The organism is Flavobacteriales bacterium, assembly GCA_016779995.1.
In the GTDB taxonomy this organism is placed as follows: Bacteria; Bacteroidota; Bacteroidia; order Flavobacteriales; family UBA7312; genus UBA8444.
Genome location: JADHMO010000006.1, coordinates 85407 through 105940 on the forward strand (window position 1 = coordinate 85407; position 20534 = coordinate 105940).

The 20534-nt window shown below is 36.2% G+C and carries 17 protein-coding genes; 7 read left to right on the forward strand and 10 right to left on the reverse strand.

The genetic code is table 11. The features are described 5' to 3' along the window. Positions 1 to 35: 35 nt before the first annotated feature. Entirely contained in the window at positions 36 to 1004 is a 969-nt protein-coding gene (gene trpS, locus ISP71_05590; GenBank protein ID MBL6663562.1) for a tryptophan--tRNA ligase, read from the forward strand. A 41-nt stretch (positions 1005 to 1045) separates the two neighbouring features. Here the strand turns inward: trpS and ISP71_05595 are convergent, their stop codons facing one another. After that, positions 1046 to 2320, reverse strand: a complete 1275-nt coding sequence (locus tag ISP71_05595) for an amidohydrolase family protein (GenBank protein MBL6663563.1) — start codon at positions 2318 to 2320, stop codon at positions 1046 to 1048. Positions 2321 to 2330: 10 nt separating this feature from the next. Next, the gene (locus ISP71_05600) at positions 2331 to 5342 is read right to left on the reverse strand and encodes an amidohydrolase family protein (GenBank protein MBL6663564.1); all 3012 of its coding nucleotides are present in this window, start codon (positions 5340 to 5342) and stop codon (positions 2331 to 2333) included. Positions 5343 to 5421: 79 nt separating this feature from the next. On the opposite strand from ISP71_05600, the gene ISP71_05605 reads away from it, so the two are divergent. The 5 genes from ISP71_05605 to ISP71_05625 all read left to right on the forward strand — a co-directional run bounded on the left by ISP71_05605 (position 5422) and on the right by ISP71_05625 (position 11225). Next, on the forward strand, positions 5422 to 5838 hold the full coding sequence (locus tag ISP71_05605; GenBank protein MBL6663565.1) for a hypothetical protein: 417 nt from the start codon (positions 5422 to 5424) through the stop codon (positions 5836 to 5838). Position 5839: 1 nt separating this feature from the next. After that, entirely contained in the window at positions 5840 to 7030 is a 1191-nt protein-coding gene (hflX, locus tag ISP71_05610) for a GTPase HflX (GenBank protein MBL6663566.1), read from the forward strand. 77 nt (positions 7031 to 7107) lie between these two features. Further along, on the forward strand, positions 7108 to 8427 hold the full coding sequence (locus ISP71_05615) for a tail fiber domain-containing protein (protein MBL6663567.1): 1320 nt from the start codon (positions 7108 to 7110) through the stop codon (positions 8425 to 8427). 7 nt (positions 8428 to 8434) lie between these two features. Further along, on the forward strand, positions 8435 to 9775 hold the full coding sequence (locus ISP71_05620; GenBank protein MBL6663568.1) for a tail fiber domain-containing protein: 1341 nt from the start codon (positions 8435 to 8437) through the stop codon (positions 9773 to 9775). Between the two features lie 166 nt (positions 9776 to 9941). Further along, on the forward strand, positions 9942 to 11225 hold the full coding sequence (locus tag ISP71_05625; GenBank protein ID MBL6663569.1) for a tail fiber domain-containing protein: 1284 nt from the start codon (positions 9942 to 9944) through the stop codon (positions 11223 to 11225). On the opposite strand, the gene ISP71_05630 is transcribed toward ISP71_05625, so the two are convergent. From ISP71_05630 to hemW, 3 genes are all read right to left on the reverse strand, one after another. Continuing rightward, positions 11222 to 11557 (reverse strand): MmcQ/YjbR family DNA-binding protein, encoded by a 336-nt coding sequence (locus ISP71_05630; GenBank protein ID MBL6663570.1) that lies wholly within the window; start codon positions 11555 to 11557, stop codon positions 11222 to 11224. The genes ISP71_05625 and ISP71_05630 overlap by 4 nt on opposite strands. Beyond that, complete coding sequence (locus ISP71_05635) at positions 11554 to 12297, reverse strand: cyclase family protein (GenBank protein MBL6663571.1); 744 nt, start codon at positions 12295 to 12297, stop codon at positions 11554 to 11556. The genes ISP71_05630 and ISP71_05635 overlap by 4 nt, the downstream gene beginning before the upstream one ends. A gap of 300 nt (positions 12298 to 12597) precedes the next feature. Continuing rightward, a complete protein-coding gene (hemW, locus tag ISP71_05640) occupies positions 12598 to 13728 on the reverse strand; it encodes a radical SAM family heme chaperone HemW (protein MBL6663572.1) in 1131 nt (376 codons plus the stop codon). 120 nt (positions 13729 to 13848) lie between these two features. On the opposite strand from hemW, the gene ISP71_05645 reads away from it, so the two are divergent. Then, positions 13849 to 14697, forward strand: coding sequence for a bifunctional methionine sulfoxide reductase B/A protein (locus tag ISP71_05645; GenBank protein ID MBL6663573.1), 849 nt, complete (start codon positions 13849 to 13851; stop codon positions 14695 to 14697). Here ISP71_05645 and ISP71_05650 read toward each other — a convergent pair. Genes ISP71_05650 through ISP71_05670 form a run of 5 tightly spaced genes read right to left on the reverse strand, consistent with a single transcriptional unit; the run spans position 14694 to position 20518 of the window. Then, a complete protein-coding gene (locus ISP71_05650) occupies positions 14694 to 15860 on the reverse strand; it encodes a HAMP domain-containing histidine kinase (GenBank protein ID MBL6663574.1) in 1167 nt (388 codons plus the stop codon). The two genes, ISP71_05645 and ISP71_05650, sit on opposite strands and share 4 nt — an antisense overlap. Then, a complete protein-coding gene (locus ISP71_05655) occupies positions 15848 to 18340 on the reverse strand; it encodes a hypothetical protein (GenBank protein ID MBL6663575.1) in 2493 nt (830 codons plus the stop codon). The genes ISP71_05650 and ISP71_05655 overlap by 13 nt, the downstream gene beginning before the upstream one ends. A gap of 39 nt (positions 18341 to 18379) precedes the next feature. Next, entirely contained in the window at positions 18380 to 19225 is an 846-nt protein-coding gene (locus ISP71_05660) for an rRNA pseudouridine synthase (GenBank protein MBL6663576.1), read from the reverse strand. A 35-nt stretch (positions 19226 to 19260) separates the two neighbouring features. Next, positions 19261 to 19611 (reverse strand): YraN family protein, encoded by a 351-nt coding sequence (locus ISP71_05665; protein ID MBL6663577.1) that lies wholly within the window; start codon positions 19609 to 19611, stop codon positions 19261 to 19263. Then, positions 19595 to 20518, reverse strand: a complete 924-nt coding sequence (locus ISP71_05670) for an LD-carboxypeptidase (protein MBL6663578.1) — start codon at positions 20516 to 20518, stop codon at positions 19595 to 19597. Before ISP71_05670 ends, ISP71_05665 begins: the two co-directional genes overlap by 17 nt. Positions 20519 to 20534: the final 16 nt, after the last annotated feature.

Here is a 20534-nt window from a genome sequence, read left to right on the forward strand (position 1 = left end):
AGCAATTCTTATTTTTACACTCTAAAATTTAACGCATGGCAAGAGTTTTAACTGGCATACAGAGTACAGGAGTTCCTCATTTGGGTAACATTCTTGGTGCAATTATTCCCGCTATAGAATTATCCAAAAATCCTGCTAATGAGAGTTTGCTATTTATTGCGGACTTACACTCTTTAACAACAATAAGAGATGCCGAGCTATTGAGGCACAACACCTATGCTACGGCAGCTACTTGGTTGGCTTTTGGTTTTGATACGTCTAAAAACATTTTTTATCGTCAATCGGATTGTACTGAAGTCTGCGAACTGACATGGTATTTGAATTGTTTTACGCCTTTCCCTATGTTGGCAAATGCTCACTCTTTTAAAGATAAAGCCAATAGATTGTCAGATGTAAATTCTGGTTTGTTTACTTACCCTGTACTAATGGCGGCAGACATTTTATTGTACGATGCAGAAATTGTGCCTGTGGGAAAAGACCAACAACAACATCTAGAAATGACACGAGATATTGCGGGTTCTTTTAACCATACTTATGGCGATACTTTGGTGTTGCCAGAAGCCCAAATTGATGAACGTGTTATGACTATTCCGGGTACTGACGGTCAAAAGATGAGTAAATCGTACAATAATTTTATTGACATCTTTTTGCCAGAAAAGAAATTGCGCAAACAAATTATGGGAATTGTTACTGATAGCACAGCCCTTGAAGAGCCTAAAGATTGGTCTTCCTGTAATGTGTTTCAGTTGTATCAGCTATTGGCTTCTGATTCTCAAATTGCTGAACTAAAAGCCCAATACGAAGGTGGTAATTTCGGTTATGGACACGCCAAACAAGCCTTGTACGAGCTTATTTTGGAACGCTTTTCAAAAGAGAGAGAACGCTTTGATTATTTGATGCAAAATACCGACGAGATAGAGTCGGAGTTGTTAAAGGGGGCAGAAAAAGCCAAAGTTATTGCCCAGTCGGTACTTGAGAGAGTCAGACAAAAGGTAGGCTATTAAAGGTGAGCTAAAACAACTGTTTTTTTATCACAAGTATTCTATTATTTAACTTCTAATCCGTACTTCTTTCTGTATTTTTTGTTGAGGACTTTTTGCTTGTTGTCTAAGTCAATAGCTTGACCTTTAATGAAAGCGTGTTTCACATCATTGCCCATCATGTCCAAAGCATCGCCTTTAGAAATAAAGAAGGTAGCGTCCATACCACTTTTTATCTGACCAGTATGCTCGTCAATTCCCAAAATTTCGGCAGTATTTAGTGTCAATGCTTTAACGGCTTCTTCGTAGGGCAAGCCGTGTGCTACGGCAGTACCAGCAGAAAACGGTAGGTTACGTTGTCCCATAGCTTCCATATCTCCTTGATAGCAAAAGGCAAACTTAACACCAGCCTTATGTAAAATGGAGGCCTGTTTGTAAGGCACATCAACACCAGTACTCTCAGTGGCAGGTAGTCGATGGATACGATCTAATATAACTGGGATGTCATTTGCTTTTAGGAAAGCAGCCATTTTATGAGCTTCTCGAGCTCCAACAATTGCCATATGTTTGACTCCCATTTTTTTGGCAAATAAAATGGCATCTGTCATTTCTCTTTGCAAATTGGCATGTATATAAAGCCTTTTTTCTCCACTAAAAAGTCCTTGCATAGCCATCATAGGTAAATCATTAACGGTGCTTTTGCTTTCATAAAAACTTTTACTTTTTACAAAGTAATCCTCCATTTCTTGACATTGCATATCGTATTCTTCCGTCTTTTTGATGTCGCCAGGTTCAGCCCACCAGCCTGTTTGCACGAAGTAAGGAGGCCAATTGAGGTGTATGCCATCGTCGGCTTTTAATACAGCATCTTCCCAGTTCCAACCGTCTAATTTCATCACTGAGGAACTTCCTGTAATGCGACCACCTTGTGGTGCTATCTGAGCTAATAAAACCCCATTACTTCTAATGGTAGGGATAATAACACTCTCGGCATTGTAGGCTATCAACGAGCGCACATGTGGCTTGAATGTTCCTGTTTCTCGGTAATCATTAGTCGCTCTAACGGCACTAATTTCAGTGATACCCAAAGTCGTATTGGTGGCTATAAAAGCAGGATAGACGTGGTGGTCATATATGTGTATGATGGTATCAAATGCTTGAGGGTTAATGCGTATAGTTTTAGCATTAGCCACCATTTCGAATTTACCATTATTGACTGATATAGCCGATACATCGATGAATTCTCCATTGCCAAGATGAGCTTTGCCACCTAGGAATAAAGTGTTTTGCCCAAAACCCATTAGTGGAGCAAAAAGTAGTGTTAAAAGAAAATGTTTCATGTTGTATTTTTTAGTGTTGATGATTGTCATGTTTACCGTCTTCAAGAGTGTCGCAATGGTAGTGAATGCGTTGTTCTGCTTTTACTACTTGGGTAGGTTTTCCTGCTTTTTTGTCACTCAGCATTTTCTGTATAAGTCGAGCACGTTCTTGGGTGTTACGTTGTCTTAGCTCTAAGTCTTTTTCAGCATCAAAGTAACAACGCCCATCGACATAGGTTTGTTGTACTTTGGCATAAACCGATAAGGGATTGTCAGTCCAAAGTACGATATCGGCATCTTTGCCTGATTTGATACTACCTACTCTATGGTCTAGGTGCAATAATTTAGCAGGGTTGAGGGTGACCATTTTCCATGCTTCTTCTTGGCTAACGCCTCCGTATTTAACGGCTTTGGCAGCTTCTTGATTGAGTCGTCTTGCCATTTCAGCATCATCTGAGTTTATGGCAGTAACGATACCCATATCGGCAAGTATAGAGGCATTGTGAGGGATAGCGTCATTGACCTCAAACTTATAAGCCCACCAATCTGAAAAGGTAGATGCCCCAGCTCCGTGTTCTTTCATCTTGTCAGCCACCTTATAGCCTTCCAAAATGTGAGTAAAAGTATTCAAGGTAAAGCCCATAGAATCGGCTACATGCATTAGCATATTAATCTCCGATTGTACGTAAGAGTGGCAAGTGATAAAGCGTTCGCTATTTAGGATTTCTACTAAGGTATTCATCTCTAAATCTTCTCTTGGGGCTTGGGTTCTTCTTTTTTCTGATAAGGACAAGGCGTTATAGTTTTGCCACTCTTTTTCGTATGCCCTTGCTCGCATAAAGTGGTCGTAAAACACTTGTTCTACTCCCATTCGTGTTTGCGGGAATCTAATACGCTCATAATCGCCCCAATTGGATTGCTTAACGTTTTCGCCTAAGGCAAATTTGATAAAACCATCAGCACCTTCAAACTTCATTTGGTCAGGGCTACTACCCCAACGGAATTTGATAATACCAGACTGTCCGCCGATGGGATTAGCAGAGCCGTGAAGTAATTGAGCTGTAGTTACGCCACCAGAAAGTTGACGGTATATATTAATGTCGTCTGAGTTTATCACATTAGCGATGCTCACTTCGGCACTACTCGCTTGAGAACCTTCGTTAACACCACGACTAATAGCTATATGAGAATGTTCGTCTATGATACCTGATGTGAGGTGCATACCCTTAGCATCTATTTCTTGGAAACTCTCTTTTTTAAATATTTCTTCAGCAACTATTCCGACTCCTACTTTGACAATTTTACCTTGTGAAATGGCTACATCAGCTTGGTCGATTGTGCCTACATCTTCGTTGGTCCAAACCGTAGCATTTCTAAAAATAATGTTGTCTTGTGTGGGTTGTTCTTGCCAACCGTACGCCATATTTGGAAACCATGTTTCGCCGTAGTGGGGAACATGTGGGGTATCTTCTTCAACTTCGTCTAGTTCTTCAAAGGCTTCAATAAGTTGCGCCGACCAATCGAAGGTTTGACCTTTAGGACTTACGCCCGTTCCAACAAGTGTTTGTTTTTCTTTCAAGACGTTAATTCGATATACTCCCTCGTCCGTTTCGTATTGTAAGTTGAGGTGAGGGCCTTCTTGGGTTAATTTCACTTTAAAATCTAAAGTGTCTATGAGGAGTTTGCCACTATGCTTTTCTAACGAGCCACTAATTTTAAGGGTGTCTTTTTCAAAGCTGAGGTAGTTTCCTCTAAAATCAATACTTTTTGGTGTATTGATAGGGTATTCTTTTCCTTGTATCCAATTACTAATTAGCTCAGCGTCTTCAAAGATGGGCGCAGAACTAACGATGAAGTTAGCTAACTTTCCTTTTTCTAGTGTGCCTATTTTATGGCTCATTTCTATCATTTCAGCAGGGTTGGTTGTCAGTGCTGCCAAAGCGTCACTTTCACTCAAACCGTGCTCAATAGCGGTCTTTACTTTATCCAAAAACTGACTTTTCTTTTTCAGCTTTGAGCTAGTAAAAGCTACAAAGATACCGTTGTCAAAAAGTACTGCTGGATTGGTTGGGGCTAATTCCCAATGTTTCATTTTTTTGAGAGATACCATATCTGCAGCTTGTGGATTGCTAACGTCATAAGCATCTGGAAAATTTAATGGAATAACCATAGAAAAGTTAGTATTGACTAGCTCATTTATACGCTGATATTCATCGCCATTACCTACCACATAATAGTCTGTCTCAAATTCATCGGCTATCTTATGAATTCTAAAAATATCTAGTTTATCCCTAACTTCAAAAAATTGCGGATAGTCTTGTAGTTCGTTCCAAGCTTCTAGAGAACGGTTGTATTCTTTGTCTTGCCCTTGAGCATACCATTCGGCGTCAAGATAGCTTTGGTGAAGTAGAGCTAATGTTCCCATTAATGAGCTCGGGTATTTTTGTCTTGATGTTCCCTTGCTCAAAGAATAGTGAGCACTCGCTTTACCTTTCAAGATGCTTTTGTTTTCAGAGCCATCTGCTAGTGTGGTTAATAAACCACTACCTCTGGCGATACCATTATTTTGATGGCTTAGTACCACGCCAAAACCTGCTGAACGGTAGCTGTCGGCTTCATTTTCATCGTAAGCAAAAAGGCTATTGGCATTGAATTCAGGGTGTATGGCTTCATTCCAACCAGCACCACTTTTAGTGTTGCTCTCATATTGTGGTGAGGGTTTCCACTTGACTTTTTTAGGTTCTTCTATACCGTAGTTAGCATTCAAATCTATGAAAGATGGGTAAATGTATTTGCCCTTCATATCGTGAACGATAGCCCCTTGCGGAATTGTGGTATCAGCATCGGCTCTAAGGATCTCATCACCTTTTATGATGAGGGTTCCATTTTGGATACTTTGTTGGGGAGAAACAACTAAAGTTGCATTGATAAAAGCATGAGTAGATTCGTAACTATTAACGACTCCATTTACAGGAAACGTATGTTGTGCTAGAGCCGAAAGAGCAAGACCTAAGCTAGTAAAAACGATTAAAAGATACTTCATTGTTAATTGTTAATTTTAGGGTGTTAAATTACAAATTACTGACGGATATAATTCCTTACCTTTGCCAAAAATTAATTTTATGTACATCGGACTATTACATTTACATTCTAACTTACCTTTTATACTTATATTATTAATCGGTGCTGTATTGGTGAAATCTTTAATCGGCTGGATACAATCTTCTTCTTTTGATAAATTATCCAATAAATTGGTGTTGTTTGCTATGATAACAGCGCATATTCAATGGGTAGTTGGAGCAATACTCTATTTTGTTAGCCCTAATGTCAAAAGTTTAGACCAAGCAATGGGGGATTCTCTTTCTCGTTTGTATGCTTTGGAGCATCCTTTGATGATGACTATTGCTTTAGTCCTGCTAACTGTGGCTCGTTCTAAGTCTAAAAAATCTGAAGATGCTAGTAATCATCGAAGAACTTTTATATTATTTGCAATTGCAACACTTTGTATAGTATGGTCTTTACCTCCAAGTTGGTTATAATATGAGTCAAAAGCTTACTCACGATTTTGTTGAGGAAAGAGCCGTTTTGGTGGGTTTGATAACCAATGACCAAAACGAAAGTCAAGCCAAAGAGTATTTGGAAGAATTGGACTTTTTAGCTCATACTGCAGGTGCAATTGCTGTTAAACATTTTACTCAAAAATTAGCTGTTGCTAACCCCAAAACATTTGTTGGAAAAGGTAAACTCATTGAGATAAAACGCTTTATCAAAGATGAAGATGTCCAACTGGTCATTTTTGACGATGAACTTGGGCCTTCTCAGCTTAGAAATATTGAAAAGGAATTAGAATGCAAAATACTAGATAGGAGTAATCTTATTCTTGATATTTTTGCGTCAAGAGCACGAACTGCTCACTCTAGGACACAAGTAGAATTAGCTCAGTACGAATACCTTTTGCCCCGACTAACCCGTATGTGGACTCACTTAGAGCGTCAAAAAGGGGGTATCGGTATGCGTGGACCGGGTGAAACACAGATTGAAACCGATAGACGTATCATTCAAGATAAAATAGCCCTCCTCAAAAAGAAGTTAATTAAGATTGACAAACAAAAAGCCATTCAAAGGGGTAATAGAGGAGCTTTAGTTAGGGTGGCTTTAGTCGGTTATACCAATGTAGGCAAATCAACCATAATGAATAGCTTGTCCAAATCGGAGGTCTTTGCTGAAAACAAATTGTTTGCCACTTTAGATACTACCGTAAGAAAGGTGGTTATTGGCAATTTACCTTTTTTATTATCTGATACCGTAGGCTTTATTCGCAAATTGCCCCATCAATTGGTCGAAAGCTTTAAATCGACTTTAGACGAAGTTAGAGAAGCCGATATTTTATTGCATGTAGTTGATATCTCACACCCTAATTTTGAAGAACAAATAGACATAGTCCATAAAACCTTAGACGAAATTAATGCATTTGATAAGCCAACTGTTATGGTCTTCAATAAAGTGGACGCATTCACTTATGAAAAGAAAGACGAAGACGATTTGACACCTGCTACAAAAGCTAATATTTCGTTGGAGGAGTGGAAACGCACTTGGATGGCAAAGAGTGGAGAAAGTATTTTTATATCGGCTTTGCAGAAAGATAACTTTGATTCCTTCAGGGATAAATTATACGAAATAGCTAAAGAAATTCACGCCAAACGATTTCCTTACAACAGTTTTTTGTATTAAATTTGTACTAACGTACTAACGTACTAACGTACTAACGTACTAACGTACTAACGTACTAACCTTAAGTCCAAATTGTAATGAAAAAATTATTTTGTATCCTCTTATATCTTTCTTTTAGTTTTCACTCCTATTCTCAATTAGTTTCAGAGCAGCTCACACGTTTGTATAATGTGCCTTCTCTTGTTGATTTGAATGCTATAACTAATCCATTAGCGGGGCAATTGGCTTATGTTGTTTCTGAGAATACAACTTATCAGTATAACGGAATTGAGTGGGGAAATTTCTGTATTCCTGGAACTCCATCAACCATTGAATTAGTTGATTTGGATGGAGATACTAAAGTAATGGTAGAAGACGGCTTTGATATGGATGAAATAAGAATGTATGCAAAAGGAAATAATGTTTTAAATATTGACACTAACGCTAGATTAAAAATAAACAACCCAAATAATTCGATTTTAATAGGGTCAAACCCAAATATTATGGGAGAAAGAAATGTAGTAGTAGGTTCGCTAGCATTTCAAAACAATCATGAAATGGAAGGTGGAGGTTTTGGAAGTGATTGTGTAGCATTAGGTTATAGTGCATTGAATGATAATAAAGGAAGTTCTAATGTTGCTATTGGTTATAGAGCAATGTCTTATCTTAAAAGCACTTCTAATAATTGTAATGCCAATGTTGCTATTGGCGCTTTATCGTTATTAAAAATTTCTGATGGCGACTCTAATATAGCGGTAGGGTTTCGAGCATTAGAGGATAATCGATCGGGAATTGGTAATGTTGGAGTTGGAGTAAGAAGTTTATTAACAAATAAATATGGGGATTATAATGTTGCTTTTGGATACGAGTCTGCAGTTTATGTAGGAGATGATATAAATTATAATACGGCTATAGGAGGTAGGGCATTAGCTCAAATAACGGGCAATAATAATACTGCTGTTGGGTATAACGCTCAAGTTGCAAATAATTCTAACAGCAATCAAGTTAGAATAGGAAATACCGATATTTCACACGCAGCAGTTCAGATTGCTTGGTCTACATCGTCTGATTTGTTATGGAAAGAAAAAGTCAGAGACTTACCTTATGGAATGAACGTCATTTCTAAATTGCGCCCAGTAGATTATGTGCGAAAAAATTCTTCTGATAATAGCCGTGAAGTAGGTTTAATTGCCCAAGAATTGGCTCAAGTGTTAGAAGATGTGGGTTTTGACGATCAAGGCTTTTTGACACAAACGGACCAAGGGTATTATGAAGTGCGTTATAACGATTTTATCCCTATTGCTATTAAAGGAATACAACAACAGCAAGAAAATATTGATAAGCAACAAGAAGAAATAAACCAACTATCTGCAGCTTTAAAAATTTTGAATGAAAAAATTAAACTCTTAGAACAGTAATTTAATCATGAAAAACGTTAAGCATTTACTATTTTTTTTGATTATTTTTAGTTTAAAATCTATAGCTCAATTTTCATCAGACCAACTATTAAGTTTACAAAGGGTATCAAATTTTAATGAATTAGGATTAGTTTCTAATCCCTACAATGGGAATCTTATTTATGTAGACTCTCAAAATACGACTTATCAATTTACTGGTTTAAATTGGGAAATAATTGATGCAGATATACTGTTAATTTCAACAACAGAATTGGTAGATATAGATTCTGATACCAAGATTGAAGTTCATGATGGAAATGATAATGATGAAATAAATTTCCATACAAAAGGCGTCAATGTTCTTATGATAGATACACTAGGTAAATTTCAAGTAAACAGTCCTAAAACCTCAATTTTAATTGGAAATGAGGCAGCTATTGAGGGCAAAAGAAATTTAGTTATTGGCAGAGGTGCCTTTAAAGAAAATATTTATGACTCACACATTTATGACGGTTATGGAGATGGTTGTATTGCGGTAGGATTTAATTCGCTACACCAAAATCAAGGTGGAACTAACTTAGGAATTGGTTCAAATACACTTCAGGACAACTTGCCAAATAGTAGTGCTGCTATAGTAGGAACAAACTTTAGAAATGATGCTATAGGACATAATTCACATTATTCGTGTACAGAATGTTACGAATGTGTAAGTTTAGGCGAGTCTTCATTCAAAAAGAATACTACGGGTGAGTTTTCTACTGCTGTTGGTTCACGTTCGCTTTTTAATAATATTAGCGCAGAATTTAGTGTTGCTTTAGGTTATCAATCAGCTTTTCGTTCAAACTCAGATAAAGCTCTTGCAATAGGAGCATTTGCTATGGTACACAATAATGGAATTAATAACAATGTCATTGGATACTATGCGCAATTGGCGAATGCTAACAATAGCAATCAGGTTAGAATAGGAAATACCGATATTACACACGCAGCAGTTCAGGTTGCTTGGTCTATATCGTCAGATTTATATTGGAAAGAAAAGGTCAGAGATTTGCCTTATGGAATGAATCTCATTTCAAAGTTACGTCCAGTGGATTATGTACGTAAAAATTCGACTATAAAAACTCGTGAAGTAGGCTTTATAGCACAAGAGCTGGTCAAGGTGCTTGAGGAAATAGGTTTTGATGACCAAGGCTTTTTGACACAAACGGACCAAGGGCATTATGAGGTGCGCTATAACGATTTTATTCCCATTGCTATAAAAGGTATTCAGGAACAGCAAGTACAACTGGAAAAGCAACAAGCTCAAATTGATGAATTAAAAGCGAATTACCAACAATTAATAGAACGATTTGAACAATTAAAACCTTAACTCTTTGAGCCGTTAATATTGATGTCATCTTAAGAATAATTGTCTAAGGCGGTTTATCGATTGTTTTGAATATATCTATTCGCTAAAAAGAACTTCATAGATTTCTTTATAACAATTTTTTACATTAAATTCGTACTTATCGAATCTAGCCTTAAATCTTATGAGCATGAAAAAATTATTTTATATCATCTTATTCCTTTTTTTTAATTTTCACTCCTATTCCCAATTAGTTTCAGACCAGCTCATTCGATTGCATAATGTGCCTTCTGTTGTTGATTTGAATAATATTATAAGTCCATTAGCAGGGCAATTAGCTTTTGTTATTACAGAGAACTCAACTTATCAGTATAATGGTACAGAATGGGTTGCTTTAGGCGTTTCTACTTCGTCCTCCACTAGTGATACTTCATCGATAATTATCGATGAAGATAGAGATACATGGATAAAAGTTGATGATGGTGCTGATAACGATTTAATAGAATATGCACTTGCTGGAACAACCTATTTTAGGATGAATAAAGCACGATTTGAAGTATTAAATAGTCAATTTGGTGTTTTTGTTGGTCAAAATGCAGGCGCATCAAATACTAGCTCCTATAATGTTGGGGTAGGCTATAATGCTTTGACTTCTAACACTGTAGGAAGTTTAAATACGGCTTGTGGTTATAATACTTTATCAGATGTTGTTTCAGGCTATCGAAACTCTGCTTTTGGAGCAGGGAGTTTAAGCAGTAATGCTAGCGGTGTTGATAATTCTGCCGTAGGTTATAATAGTTTGGGATTAGGTACTTTGGGCGGATCAAATTCTGCTTTTGGCTCATCTGCATTGCTTTTTAACAGGGGAAGTTATAATTCTGCTTTTGGTCGCTCATCTTCAATTGAGAATATGTTTGGAGATAATAATTGTTCTTTTGGCTATTTATCATTGAAAGAAAATATTTCAGGTGATCGTAATTGTGCTTTTGGTTCTTCTGCCCTTGTACAAACAAAGGGGAGTAACAATATTGGGATTGGTTACGATGCTCAAGTTGCAAATCCATTAGGAAGTAACCAAGTCAGAATGGGTAATTCCGCTATAGTGAGTGCTGCTATTCAAGTGTCTTGGTCTACATCTTCAGATTTGCATTGGAAAGAAAAGGTCAGAGATTTACCTTATGGAATGAAACTCATTTCAAAGTTACGTCCAGTAGATTATGTACGTAAAAATTCGACTGTAAAAACTCGTGAAGTAGGCTTTATAGCACAAGAGCTGGTCAAGGTGCTAGAGGAGGTAGGTTTTGATGACCAAGGCTTTTTGACACAAACGGACCAAGGGCATTATGAAGTTCGCTATAACGATTTTATTCCCATTGCTATCAAAGGGATTCAGGAACAACAAGAAGAAATAGAGCAATTAAAGACAAAATACAATCAATTATTGGAGCGTGTAGAACAGTTAGAAAAATACTAGACTTTATGACGTTTAGGCAGTTTGTCCCATACCAATTGGTAAGAGTGGTCAATCCATTCTTGTACTTGCTTTGAGGATAAGCCATCTACAATTATAGTGTTCCAATGTTTTTTATTGGAGTGGTAGCCTGGGGTAACTTGCCAATAAGCTTCTCTTAGCTCTATGGCTTTTTCAGGCTCACACTTGAGGTTCATTCTCAAAGGGTCTTGCCCTAAGGAGATAAGAGCAAACATTTTGTTATGAACCTTAAAGACTAAAGTGCTTTCATCAAAAGGAAAACTCTCGCTAACCTGTTTTTTTGCTAAGCAATAGTCTCTTAATTCTTCTATCATATTAAGGCGTAAAGCGTAGGTCTGCTAGGACTAGCGTCGTTGTGAAATGGGGCAAAGCTGAGGTTGAGTAAATAACGTCCGTCTTTGATTTTTGATGGCACGTATATTAGTTCAGTAATACTACAATCCATTCTAGTATGTTGAGGATAGTCCCAAAAGGCATGGTGAGCAGCCAATACGCCATTATCTTGTTCTTTATCTACGGACGGCAAGTCAATGAGTAAATGCTTTACGCCTAAGTCTTTCAATAATTGAGCGGCTTCTTTTTCCAAATAGGGTGGGTTGGTATTAGAATATGCCATTGTTTTTTTATCCTCTCCATTCGGAAGAGTTCTAATAACTATAGCTTCAATATTGTTTTCGATAAGGTTTTGAATTTGTGTTTTAGTAATAACTCCATCATCGCCTTGCTTTGTAGGTTCTATGCTTATGAGTTGGGCGTTAAAAAAATAGCTAGTTATACAATCGTTTACTGATTCTTTGTTTTCTGAAATGTGCCCTACACATTCGGTATGTGTGCCATGTCCGTGAGGGTTGAAAGAAACATTGAAAAAATTGACTGAACCACCTTGTTTAACTTCTCCTACCCAGTCGCCCATCACTACAGCATCCATTTTTACTTCAGGTACATACCAAGCGGTTGGATTGTCTAAACCTGCTTTTAGTGGTAAGGAAATATCTATGGGTTTGGATAAATCGACTCTAAATGTTTGGTCTTGATGTGTAATGTTTGCTATCATGGCTTAAAAGTATTCAAAATTTAATAAATAGTCTTGTTTTTAGTGTTTTTGTCAATTCTGGGTTTTTAAAAGTCGTAATTTTTATATAAAAACTTCTTTTTTTACTCAAAAACACTCAAAAGTGGCTCAAAAATGCTTAAAAACGTCTGTATTTTTGTTTTTTTGTGTTATTATGTTTTTCGTCTTTTGTGGTTTGGTAAAAAGCCGTGTTTTTTAATAAAAAGCGATAAAAACTATTAAAAAAGTTACTAAAACTATTAAAAAACGTTCAAAAAACGGCATTTTTCTTACATTGTTAGTTTAGCTAATGTAAAAAAGTTCTGATGCCACCCAATCGGCAACAAATTTGCCTTTTTTTGTCAATACTAAAAAGCTGCCATTTTGTTCAATTTCTCCATTTTTTATCCATTTTTTTATAGAAAAGGTTAAAAAATTGACTAAAAATGGCGAAAAACGAGATTTTACATAGTCCAAATTACAGCCTTCCTTAGTGCGTAATGAGGTTAAAACGTATTCGTTAAAGCGTTGTTCTTGGCTAAGCACCTCAAAATCGTTGTTTAGTTGCCCTTTTTTAATGGAGTTGATATAGCGTATATTATATGAAATATTCCATATTCTTCTTTCTCCATCAAAGGAATGTGCTGAAGGTCCTAGCCCTAAATATTTTTCATCTGTCCAATAACTGCCGTTGTGTTTGGCTTCATATCCTTTCTTAGCAAAGTTGGATATTTCATATTGTTCTAGTCCATTTTTTGGAATGAAATCCATCAGCATTTCAAACTGAACTTTACTTTTTTCTTCGTCTAATGGTAACTGCTTTCCTTTTTTTATAGCGTGATGTAGTGGCGTCTTTTCTTCCACTGTTAGCCCATATGCCGATAAGTGTGGTACGTTTATATCAATTACAGTTTGCATATTCTCTTGCCATTGTTCATGGCTTAAGGTAGGTGTACCATAAATAAGATCAAGGGTTATGTTTTCCCAACCCGCATCTTGTACTCGTTTAATAGAGTCGTGAGCCTGATGAACATTATGGGCCCTATTCATATATTCTAAATCCTTAGCTTGGAAGGATTGCACCCCTATACTAAATCGGTTTATAGGTGTATCCTTTAGCTCCTTGACCTTTTGTTCAGTCAAATCGTCTGGATTGGCCTCAATGGTTATTTCTTCCACATCATCGAGTTCAAAGGTTTGGTATAAGGCTTCAAATAAAGTTTTTATTTCATTTTGTGATAATATAGATGGTGTGCCACCACCAAAGTAAATTGTCCGTATCTTTGTACCTGCTAAAAATGACGATTGAATTTTCATTTCATGCACTAAGGCATTTAATAAATCTTCCTTTGTTTTTAGAGAAGTGGAAAAATGAAAATCGCAATAATGGCACTGCTGTTTACAAAAAGGAATATGTATATAGATACCAGACACCCCACAAAAATAGTTAAGAATTTGACTTATACAGGCTATAAATTATTTTCCTTTATGCTGTATTTTTGTCTTGTTTCACCATTGTTAATTTCTTGTCAAACTAAAACAACGCCGACACCAATGAACCCTAATTATTTTGAAAATTTAAGCCCTGAAGAAAAAAGAGTAATTGTAGATAAAGGCACTGAAGCTCCATTTACTGGCGAATACGATAACTTTTATGAAGCCGGTATTTTTGTCTGCCGAGCTTGTGGTAGTCATTTGTATGATTCGTCCGATAAGTTTGATGCTGGTTGTGGTTGGCCAGCTTTTGACAAGGTTAAAGAAGGGGCTATCAAGAAAACTTCCGATTTTGATTTGGGTTACGAGCGTACAGAAATTACTTGCGCCAAATGTGACGGTCATCTTGGACACGTTTTTGTTGGAGAAAACCTAACTCCTGAAAATACGCGCCATTGCGTGAATAGTATCAGTGTTCGCTTTATAGCCGATGAAAAATTGAAGAAAGCCACTTTTGCGGCTGGTTGTTTTTGGGGTGTGGAAGAACTTTTTAGAACGCTAAAAGGGGTTTACTCTACAGATGTAGGCTACATTGGTGGTCATACCAAAAACCCAACCTACAAAGAGGTGTGTTATGAGAATACCATGCATGCTGAAGCAGTAGAAGTTGTTTACGACCCCCAACAAATTAGCTTTGATGAACTGATACAACTTTTTTGGGAAAACCATAACCCAACTACACTTAATCGCCAAGGTCCTGATGTAGGAACTCAATACCGTTCGGCAGTATTCTTCCACGATAGTGAACAAGAAGACATTGCTAAGCGTACTAAAGATGAATTAGATAAGTCTGGCAAGTTTAGTCAGCCCATAGTGACAGAAATTGTGCCTGCCCAAACGTTTTACAGAGCAGAAGAATATCACCAAGAATATTTATTTAAACGTGGTAAAGGAAGCTGTGGAATTTAATTTCTGTGAAGAGAAATACGAAAGGTTGTCCCTTCTTTAGATGAACTTTTGACGTAGAGTCTACCTAAATGATACTCTTCGATAATTCGTTTTGACAAGGATAATCCCAATCCCCACCCTCTTTTTTTGGTAGTAAATCCAGGCTCAAAAATACGTTTGAAATTGGCTTTTTGTAATCCTTTTCCGTTGTCGGAAATGTCTATTTTTAGATAATCCGAATCGCTGAATAGTTTGATTTTAATATTTCCCTTTCCATCCATCGCATCTGCAGCATTTTTGCAGATATTTTCCACAACCCATTCAAATAATGTACTATTTATTGGAGCAGTGGAGTCGTTGCACTGATTGTCGAGCTCTAGGTGTACATTAGAGGATAACCTATCCTGCAAATAGGATACCGTTTGATTCAGAATTTCATAGATGCTTTCATTTTCCAATGTAGGTTTTGAGCCTACTTTTGAAAAACGTTCTGTTATAGTTTCTAATCGTTTGACATCTTTATTAATCTCCTTACTTATCTCAGTCATACCTTCTTTAGCTTTAAGAATTTCCACCCATGCCATCAGTGAAGATAGGGGAGTGCCTATCTGATGAGCGGTTTCTTTTGCCATGCCTGCCCACACTAAATTTTGTTCTGACTTTTTGGAACGATTGAATGCTAAATAGGCAATACCCACATATAAGAATATAACTAGTAATTGTAAAAGAGGGTAAAAGCGTAACTGACTTAAAATGTAAGAGTCTTTGTAATAGAGGTACTGTGTTAAGATGACTTGTCCATTCATTTTGGCTTCAATGATGATGGGTTCGTGTTGTTCCATCATTAAACTCAGTTGTTTTTGTAAAAACGCTTCTTGATTAGGTCGTTTTGGCAAATTTCTATTTCCGATTATTTCGCCAACCTCATTGGTTAGGATAATCGGTATAGTTGTATTTTCTTGCATAATGCGACTTGCCAAAATATTATTGGTAGGTCCCATACCTGAATTGACCAATTGATTGGTGGCTTCTGCCCACAATTCAATCTTTTTCCTTTCTTCTGTATCTAAATCACTGACGAGCTTGTTGGTGTAGGTTAGTGATGCTAGGCAGATGATAGTGGCAAAGATAAATAGGACAATTTTCCAATTTTTCCTCGTGCTATATATATTTATTCCTCCCATTCAATGATATTATCGTAGTCCGGATTGCCTTGTATATGATTATCGTTGTCTTTATCTTCAAACTGATTTTTAATAACGTCTTTCAGTTCTTTTTTCTCTTTCTTAAAACCATCACTTAATGACTCTCTTAGTCGTAAGGTATTGTATGAAATCTGTGGGTCATCTACTGTGCCTTGCATTTTTAAGAACATAGTCATACCCTTAACACCATCGTCTTGAACGACACCAAATTCGGACACCTTTTTCTTGTTTTCTCGTTTAAACTTATTGCCCAATATTTCATTCAATAGGATTTTAAACTCATAGTCCATAACGTTGTCAAAAGAGTGTGTTCCTGCTCCAGCAATATCTATGGCAGTAGAGTGAATTTCCATAAATGGTATGTCAATTAAGTTATTCTTAATCTCAATTTGGTTTTCTAAAGTAGAAAATTTTATTCGTTTTAATTCCTCTACACTAATATAATCTGACATCATCATTAAAGGCTCAAAGTCCAAAAGCTCACCGTTATTAATTTTTACATCAATAAAAGAGTAGAGGTGCTTATCAATAGGGTTGAAGTATTTATCCCATTCATTTCTTAGGTAAATCTCTGAATCTATCTTTCCTTTCAAATGTTTGTGACGCATTGTAGTTTGTCCGAAGTTATGAAACTCATAAAATAGCTGTCGTACATTAATATTGTCTAGCCCTGTTGTGCTAATCAGTCTTAATTTACCATCTTTAACTTGCTCAAAAGTGAGGTTTGAAGTAATCTTTCCTGACATAGTTTCTAGCACAATATCCTTTGCTTTGAGCAATTTGTTTTTATAGCTAATTTTTGAGGAAAAGTTTCGCATGTGGAAACGGTCGAAAGTTAAGTCTAATAGATTGAGGTTTATGTTAGCAACAATATCGTTAGGCAAATTTATGGCTTGAGGCTTACTTTCTTGGGGTGTTTCTGTGGTCTTTTTTGTATCATCTAAAAATTCGTCTACTATCATCCAGTCAGAGCTGAGATTACCGGCAATTTTTAAATTAGCATTTTTAAGGAATAAATAGGAAAATACATTTTCAATACCTCCAACAAAATTGATTTTACTCTCTTTGGCAAGAGTGCCATTAAATGCTGAGATGTTCACATTGTCATCGATAAGCTTTAAGTGAAGCTTAGCATCGCTTAATTGGGGGCTTTGTTGGTCACTATGAAAGCTTAAGTTATTGATAGTTAAATCTGCTGTCTTTTCAGCCATTGCCAAGTCATATGTGACTTTGTTTTTGAGGCCTATTTTCCCCTTGTATGTGCCTTTGATTTGAGCGTCACCGATTAAGGATTTAAAATCGTGTTCATAGCCCCATTTCTCTATTTCAGAGAGTTGCATTTGAGTGTTGAAATCAGTAATAAGGGTAGGGTTTTCGAGCCCTTGTATAGTGGCATTAGCTTGAACTAACTCGCCATTTGCTATAAATTGTATGTTGTCGAGTTTTATTTCTGTAGTTGCGTCTGTGCGCTGCTTACCATTAGAATAACTTCCCTTCAAAGATGTCTCATTCATCTCAAAAGGTAAATCTTTGCCTTTTATATAGCCTTCTTTCAAATCAAAATCAACCTTTATATAGGCTTCTTTCTGTTGGTCGCTGATGTAATTAAATTTAATAGCACTTTTTCCTTGAAGTTCATAGCCTTCTAAAGCTGAAAGATAATTTTTAGGAATGAGATTTAAAGTGGGTTCTAGTTCGAATTCAGATGTGTTTAATTTGACTGTCATAGCTTTGTCTGTACTCTCAAAGTCTAAGTCAAGTTGTATGTCGTTTATAGCTATGGCTGATTTAATATTTAATCCTAATGAATCTATAACGATGTCACCATTGACATTTAATTTTTTTGATGGTAGGTGATTTATGCCGTCTAAAATCAGTTTTTCGTTAGTGATATCCCCTTCCAAATTGATTTCTGTTCTACCATTATTTATGCTTAGTTGTAGTTGGCTTTCATTATTGATAAAAATGGACTGAATTTCGTCAGTAGCATAAGAAATTTTAAAATTTTCTAAGTTGATGTTTTCTAAGCCAAAGTCTATATTTTCTTCCTGTGAGCTATCTTGAGTACTGTGCCAAATTTCATAGTTTGGCAAACTGTCTTTGTAATAAATTGATGCAAAGCCATTTTTTAATGTTAGTTCTTGAATGATATAAATATTGTTGTATAAATCTAGTGCGTTAAATTTCAGCTGGAGTAACTCTATTTCACACAAAGTATCTTCTTGAAAAGCATCAATAGCAAGAATATTGTTGAGTTCAACACTAGCAAATGGGAAATTTTTAATGACAGAAAACTCAATATCACCAATATTGATAGGTGATTTCAAGCGTTTGTTTATTTCTTTTATTACTGCTTGTTCTAGGTCATCTTGTTGGTAATAGACGTAGGCAGCAGAAGAACCAACCAATAAAATGGTTAATACAATCAGGGCGAGTAAAATACGTTTAAGAATGCGCATAATTTTTTAACGGCTAGATTAAAATAGTATTATGCTAAATTAAATCATTTTTAGCATTGATACTTCTTTATCACTTAAAAATCTGTATCTGCCTCTAGTAATATCTTTTTTGGTCAACCCTCCAAAATATACTCTGTCCATTCTTACAATTTTGTATCCTAAGTGAGCAAATAAGGTTTTTAATGTGCTGTTTTTACCGATATGAATTTCAACACCAACTTCTTTTTTAGGTGAATTTTGAATGTAAGAAATAGTTTCGATATCTACCACGTGTCCATCTACACTAATTCCTTCTTTTATTTTGTTTAAGTCTGCCGCTTTTAGGTTTTTATCTAGTGTAATGTGATATATTTTTTTAACTCGCTGTTTAGGGTAGGTTAGCTTTTTGGATAGTTCGCCATCGTTAGTAAATAATAAAAGACCAGAAGTAATTCTATCTAGGCGTCCGACAGGATAAAGCCGTTCTTTACAGGCTTTAGCAATGAGTTCGTATACATTTTTCTTTTTAGGATCGTCAGTGCTCGTTAGGTAGTCTTTGGGTTTGTTTAATAGTAAATAACGCTTGGTTTCAGAGGCTATGGTTTCTTTATTGAATTTAACGGTATCTGTTGGCATTACTCTAAAGCCCATCTCTACAATAATTTTACCATTGACTTGTACGAGTCCTGCTTTTATAAGATTATCGGCTTCTCTACGTGAACTTATTCCAGAATGTGCAATGAACTGATTTAATCGCATGCCAGGCTTATCGCTTTTTACAGGCTTTTTGGATATACGTTTAGCAAAGGGTTTTTTAAAAGCAGACTTTTTATTATCTCCTTTATTGAAACCATTTTTAGAATCCTCTTTCTTACTTTTGTTAAAACTCTTATTCTTTTTTTCCATCTCCCAAATTTGTGCAAAGGTAGCTAAATCACTTCTCAAAATACATTTTCTAGGTGCTCAATCTTTGTTTTTCCGTTTTTTAGCACTATGCTGATAATGTCGAAACGCAGTTCTAGTTCCAATTCATTAATTTCTAAATAGGCTTCGGCGGCTTCTTTCATTAGGGTTTCTTTACGAAGACTAACAAACTCTTTGGGTTGTCCATAACGCTCAGTGCTTCTAGTTTTGACTTCAACAAAAACTATGGTCTTTTTATCTTGAGATATAATGTCGATTTCGGCTTTTTGCCAACGCCAGTTTCTCTCTAATATTTGATGTTTTTTACAGGCTAAAAAGTGCAAAGCTATAGCTTCACCTTGACGCCCTATTTCATGGGCTTTGTTCATAGTTTAAGCTAGATTGTTTATCTACTTTAAGTTCAGCTATCACGCCCAATTTCAGTGCTCTATTGTCTTTTATGTGTCCAGCAGGAAAACCAAAACAAACAGGGTAGTTGTACTCAGAAACCATATCTTTGATGATTGATTCTGCATCTTTACCGAAAGGAATAGTATTGTCGTTCATTTTTGTCATTCCTCCCACAATTAGTCCTTTAAGATTAGATAACTTACCACTTCTTTTTAGGTTCATCATCATTCTATCTATATGGTATAAGTATTCGTCCAAGTCCTCTATAAACAATATTTTACCATCGGTGTTGAGGTCTGATGGGCTGCCAATTAGACTATATAAAATGGATAGATTGCCGCCAACGATTTGCCCTTTTGCCTGTCCAAATCTATTGTAAGGGTGGTGGTCTATTTCTATGCTTAAATGTTTTCCTAATAAAGCGTCTTTTAAACTCTTTAAAGCTTCAGAAGTATTACTAGAAAAACTTATTGGCATGGTGGAGTGTAAAGTAGCAATATTAAGTTTGTGTATGTGCGAGTGCAAAACCGTAATGTCACTAAATCCAGCTAACCATTTGGGGTTTTTCTGAAATTGGCTGAAATCAATGTCATCAATTATACGAACGGTTCCATAGCCTCCACGAACACATAGAATAGCTTTAACCTCAGGATTATCCAACATCGTTTGTAAGTCCTTAGTACGTTCATCATCTTTACCGGAAAATTGATGATGGCTATTAAAAAGGTGTTTACCAAATACAACATCTAAGCCCCAGCTTTTAATACATCCTACGGCTTCTTGTAATTCATCTCTGCTTATTTTTCGTGCAGTAGAAATTAAAGCTATTTTGTCACCTTCTTTTAAGTAAGGAGGTATGTGTAAACTAGATTGTTCTTTATTCATCGTTTAGGTATGATAC

Excerpts from the sequence above, each read along its gene's own strand:
- trpS (MBL6663562.1), top strand. The coding sequence starts at position 36 with ATGGCAAGAGTTTTAACTGGCATACAGAGTACAGGAGTTCCTCATTTG.
- ISP71_05595 (MBL6663563.1), bottom strand. The coding sequence starts at position 2,320 with ATGAAACATTTTCTTTTAACACTACTTTTTGCTCCACTAATGGGTTTT.
- ISP71_05600 (MBL6663564.1), bottom strand. The coding sequence starts at position 5,342 with ATGAAGTATCTTTTAATCGTTTTTACTAGCTTAGGTCTTGCTCTTTCG.
- ISP71_05605 (MBL6663565.1), top strand. The coding sequence starts at position 5,422 with ATGTACATCGGACTATTACATTTACATTCTAACTTACCTTTTATACTT.
- hflX (MBL6663566.1), top strand. The coding sequence starts at position 5,840 with ATGAGTCAAAAGCTTACTCACGATTTTGTTGAGGAAAGAGCCGTTTTG.
- ISP71_05615 (MBL6663567.1), top strand. The coding sequence starts at position 7,108 with ATGAAAAAATTATTTTGTATCCTCTTATATCTTTCTTTTAGTTTTCAC.
- ISP71_05620 (MBL6663568.1), top strand. The coding sequence starts at position 8,435 with ATGAAAAACGTTAAGCATTTACTATTTTTTTTGATTATTTTTAGTTTA.
- ISP71_05625 (MBL6663569.1), top strand. The coding sequence starts at position 9,942 with ATGAAAAAATTATTTTATATCATCTTATTCCTTTTTTTTAATTTTCAC.
- ISP71_05630 (MBL6663570.1), bottom strand. The coding sequence starts at position 11,557 with ATGATAGAAGAATTAAGAGACTATTGCTTAGCAAAAAAACAGGTTAGC.
- ISP71_05635 (MBL6663571.1), bottom strand. The coding sequence starts at position 12,297 with ATGATAGCAAACATTACACATCAAGACCAAACATTTAGAGTCGATTTA.
- ISP71_05645 (MBL6663573.1), top strand. The coding sequence starts at position 13,849 with ATGAACCCTAATTATTTTGAAAATTTAAGCCCTGAAGAAAAAAGAGTA.
- ISP71_05650 (MBL6663574.1), bottom strand. The coding sequence starts at position 15,860 with ATGGGAGGAATAAATATATATAGCACGAGGAAAAATTGGAAAATTGTC.
- ISP71_05655 (MBL6663575.1), bottom strand. The coding sequence starts at position 18,340 with ATGCGCATTCTTAAACGTATTTTACTCGCCCTGATTGTATTAACCATT.
- ISP71_05660 (MBL6663576.1), bottom strand. The coding sequence starts at position 19,225 with ATGGAAAAAAAGAATAAGAGTTTTAACAAAAGTAAGAAAGAGGATTCT.
- ISP71_05665 (MBL6663577.1), bottom strand. The coding sequence starts at position 19,611 with ATGAACAAAGCCCATGAAATAGGGCGTCAAGGTGAAGCTATAGCTTTG.
- ISP71_05670 (MBL6663578.1), bottom strand. The coding sequence starts at position 20,518 with ATGAATAAAGAACAATCTAGTTTACACATACCTCCTTACTTAAAAGAA.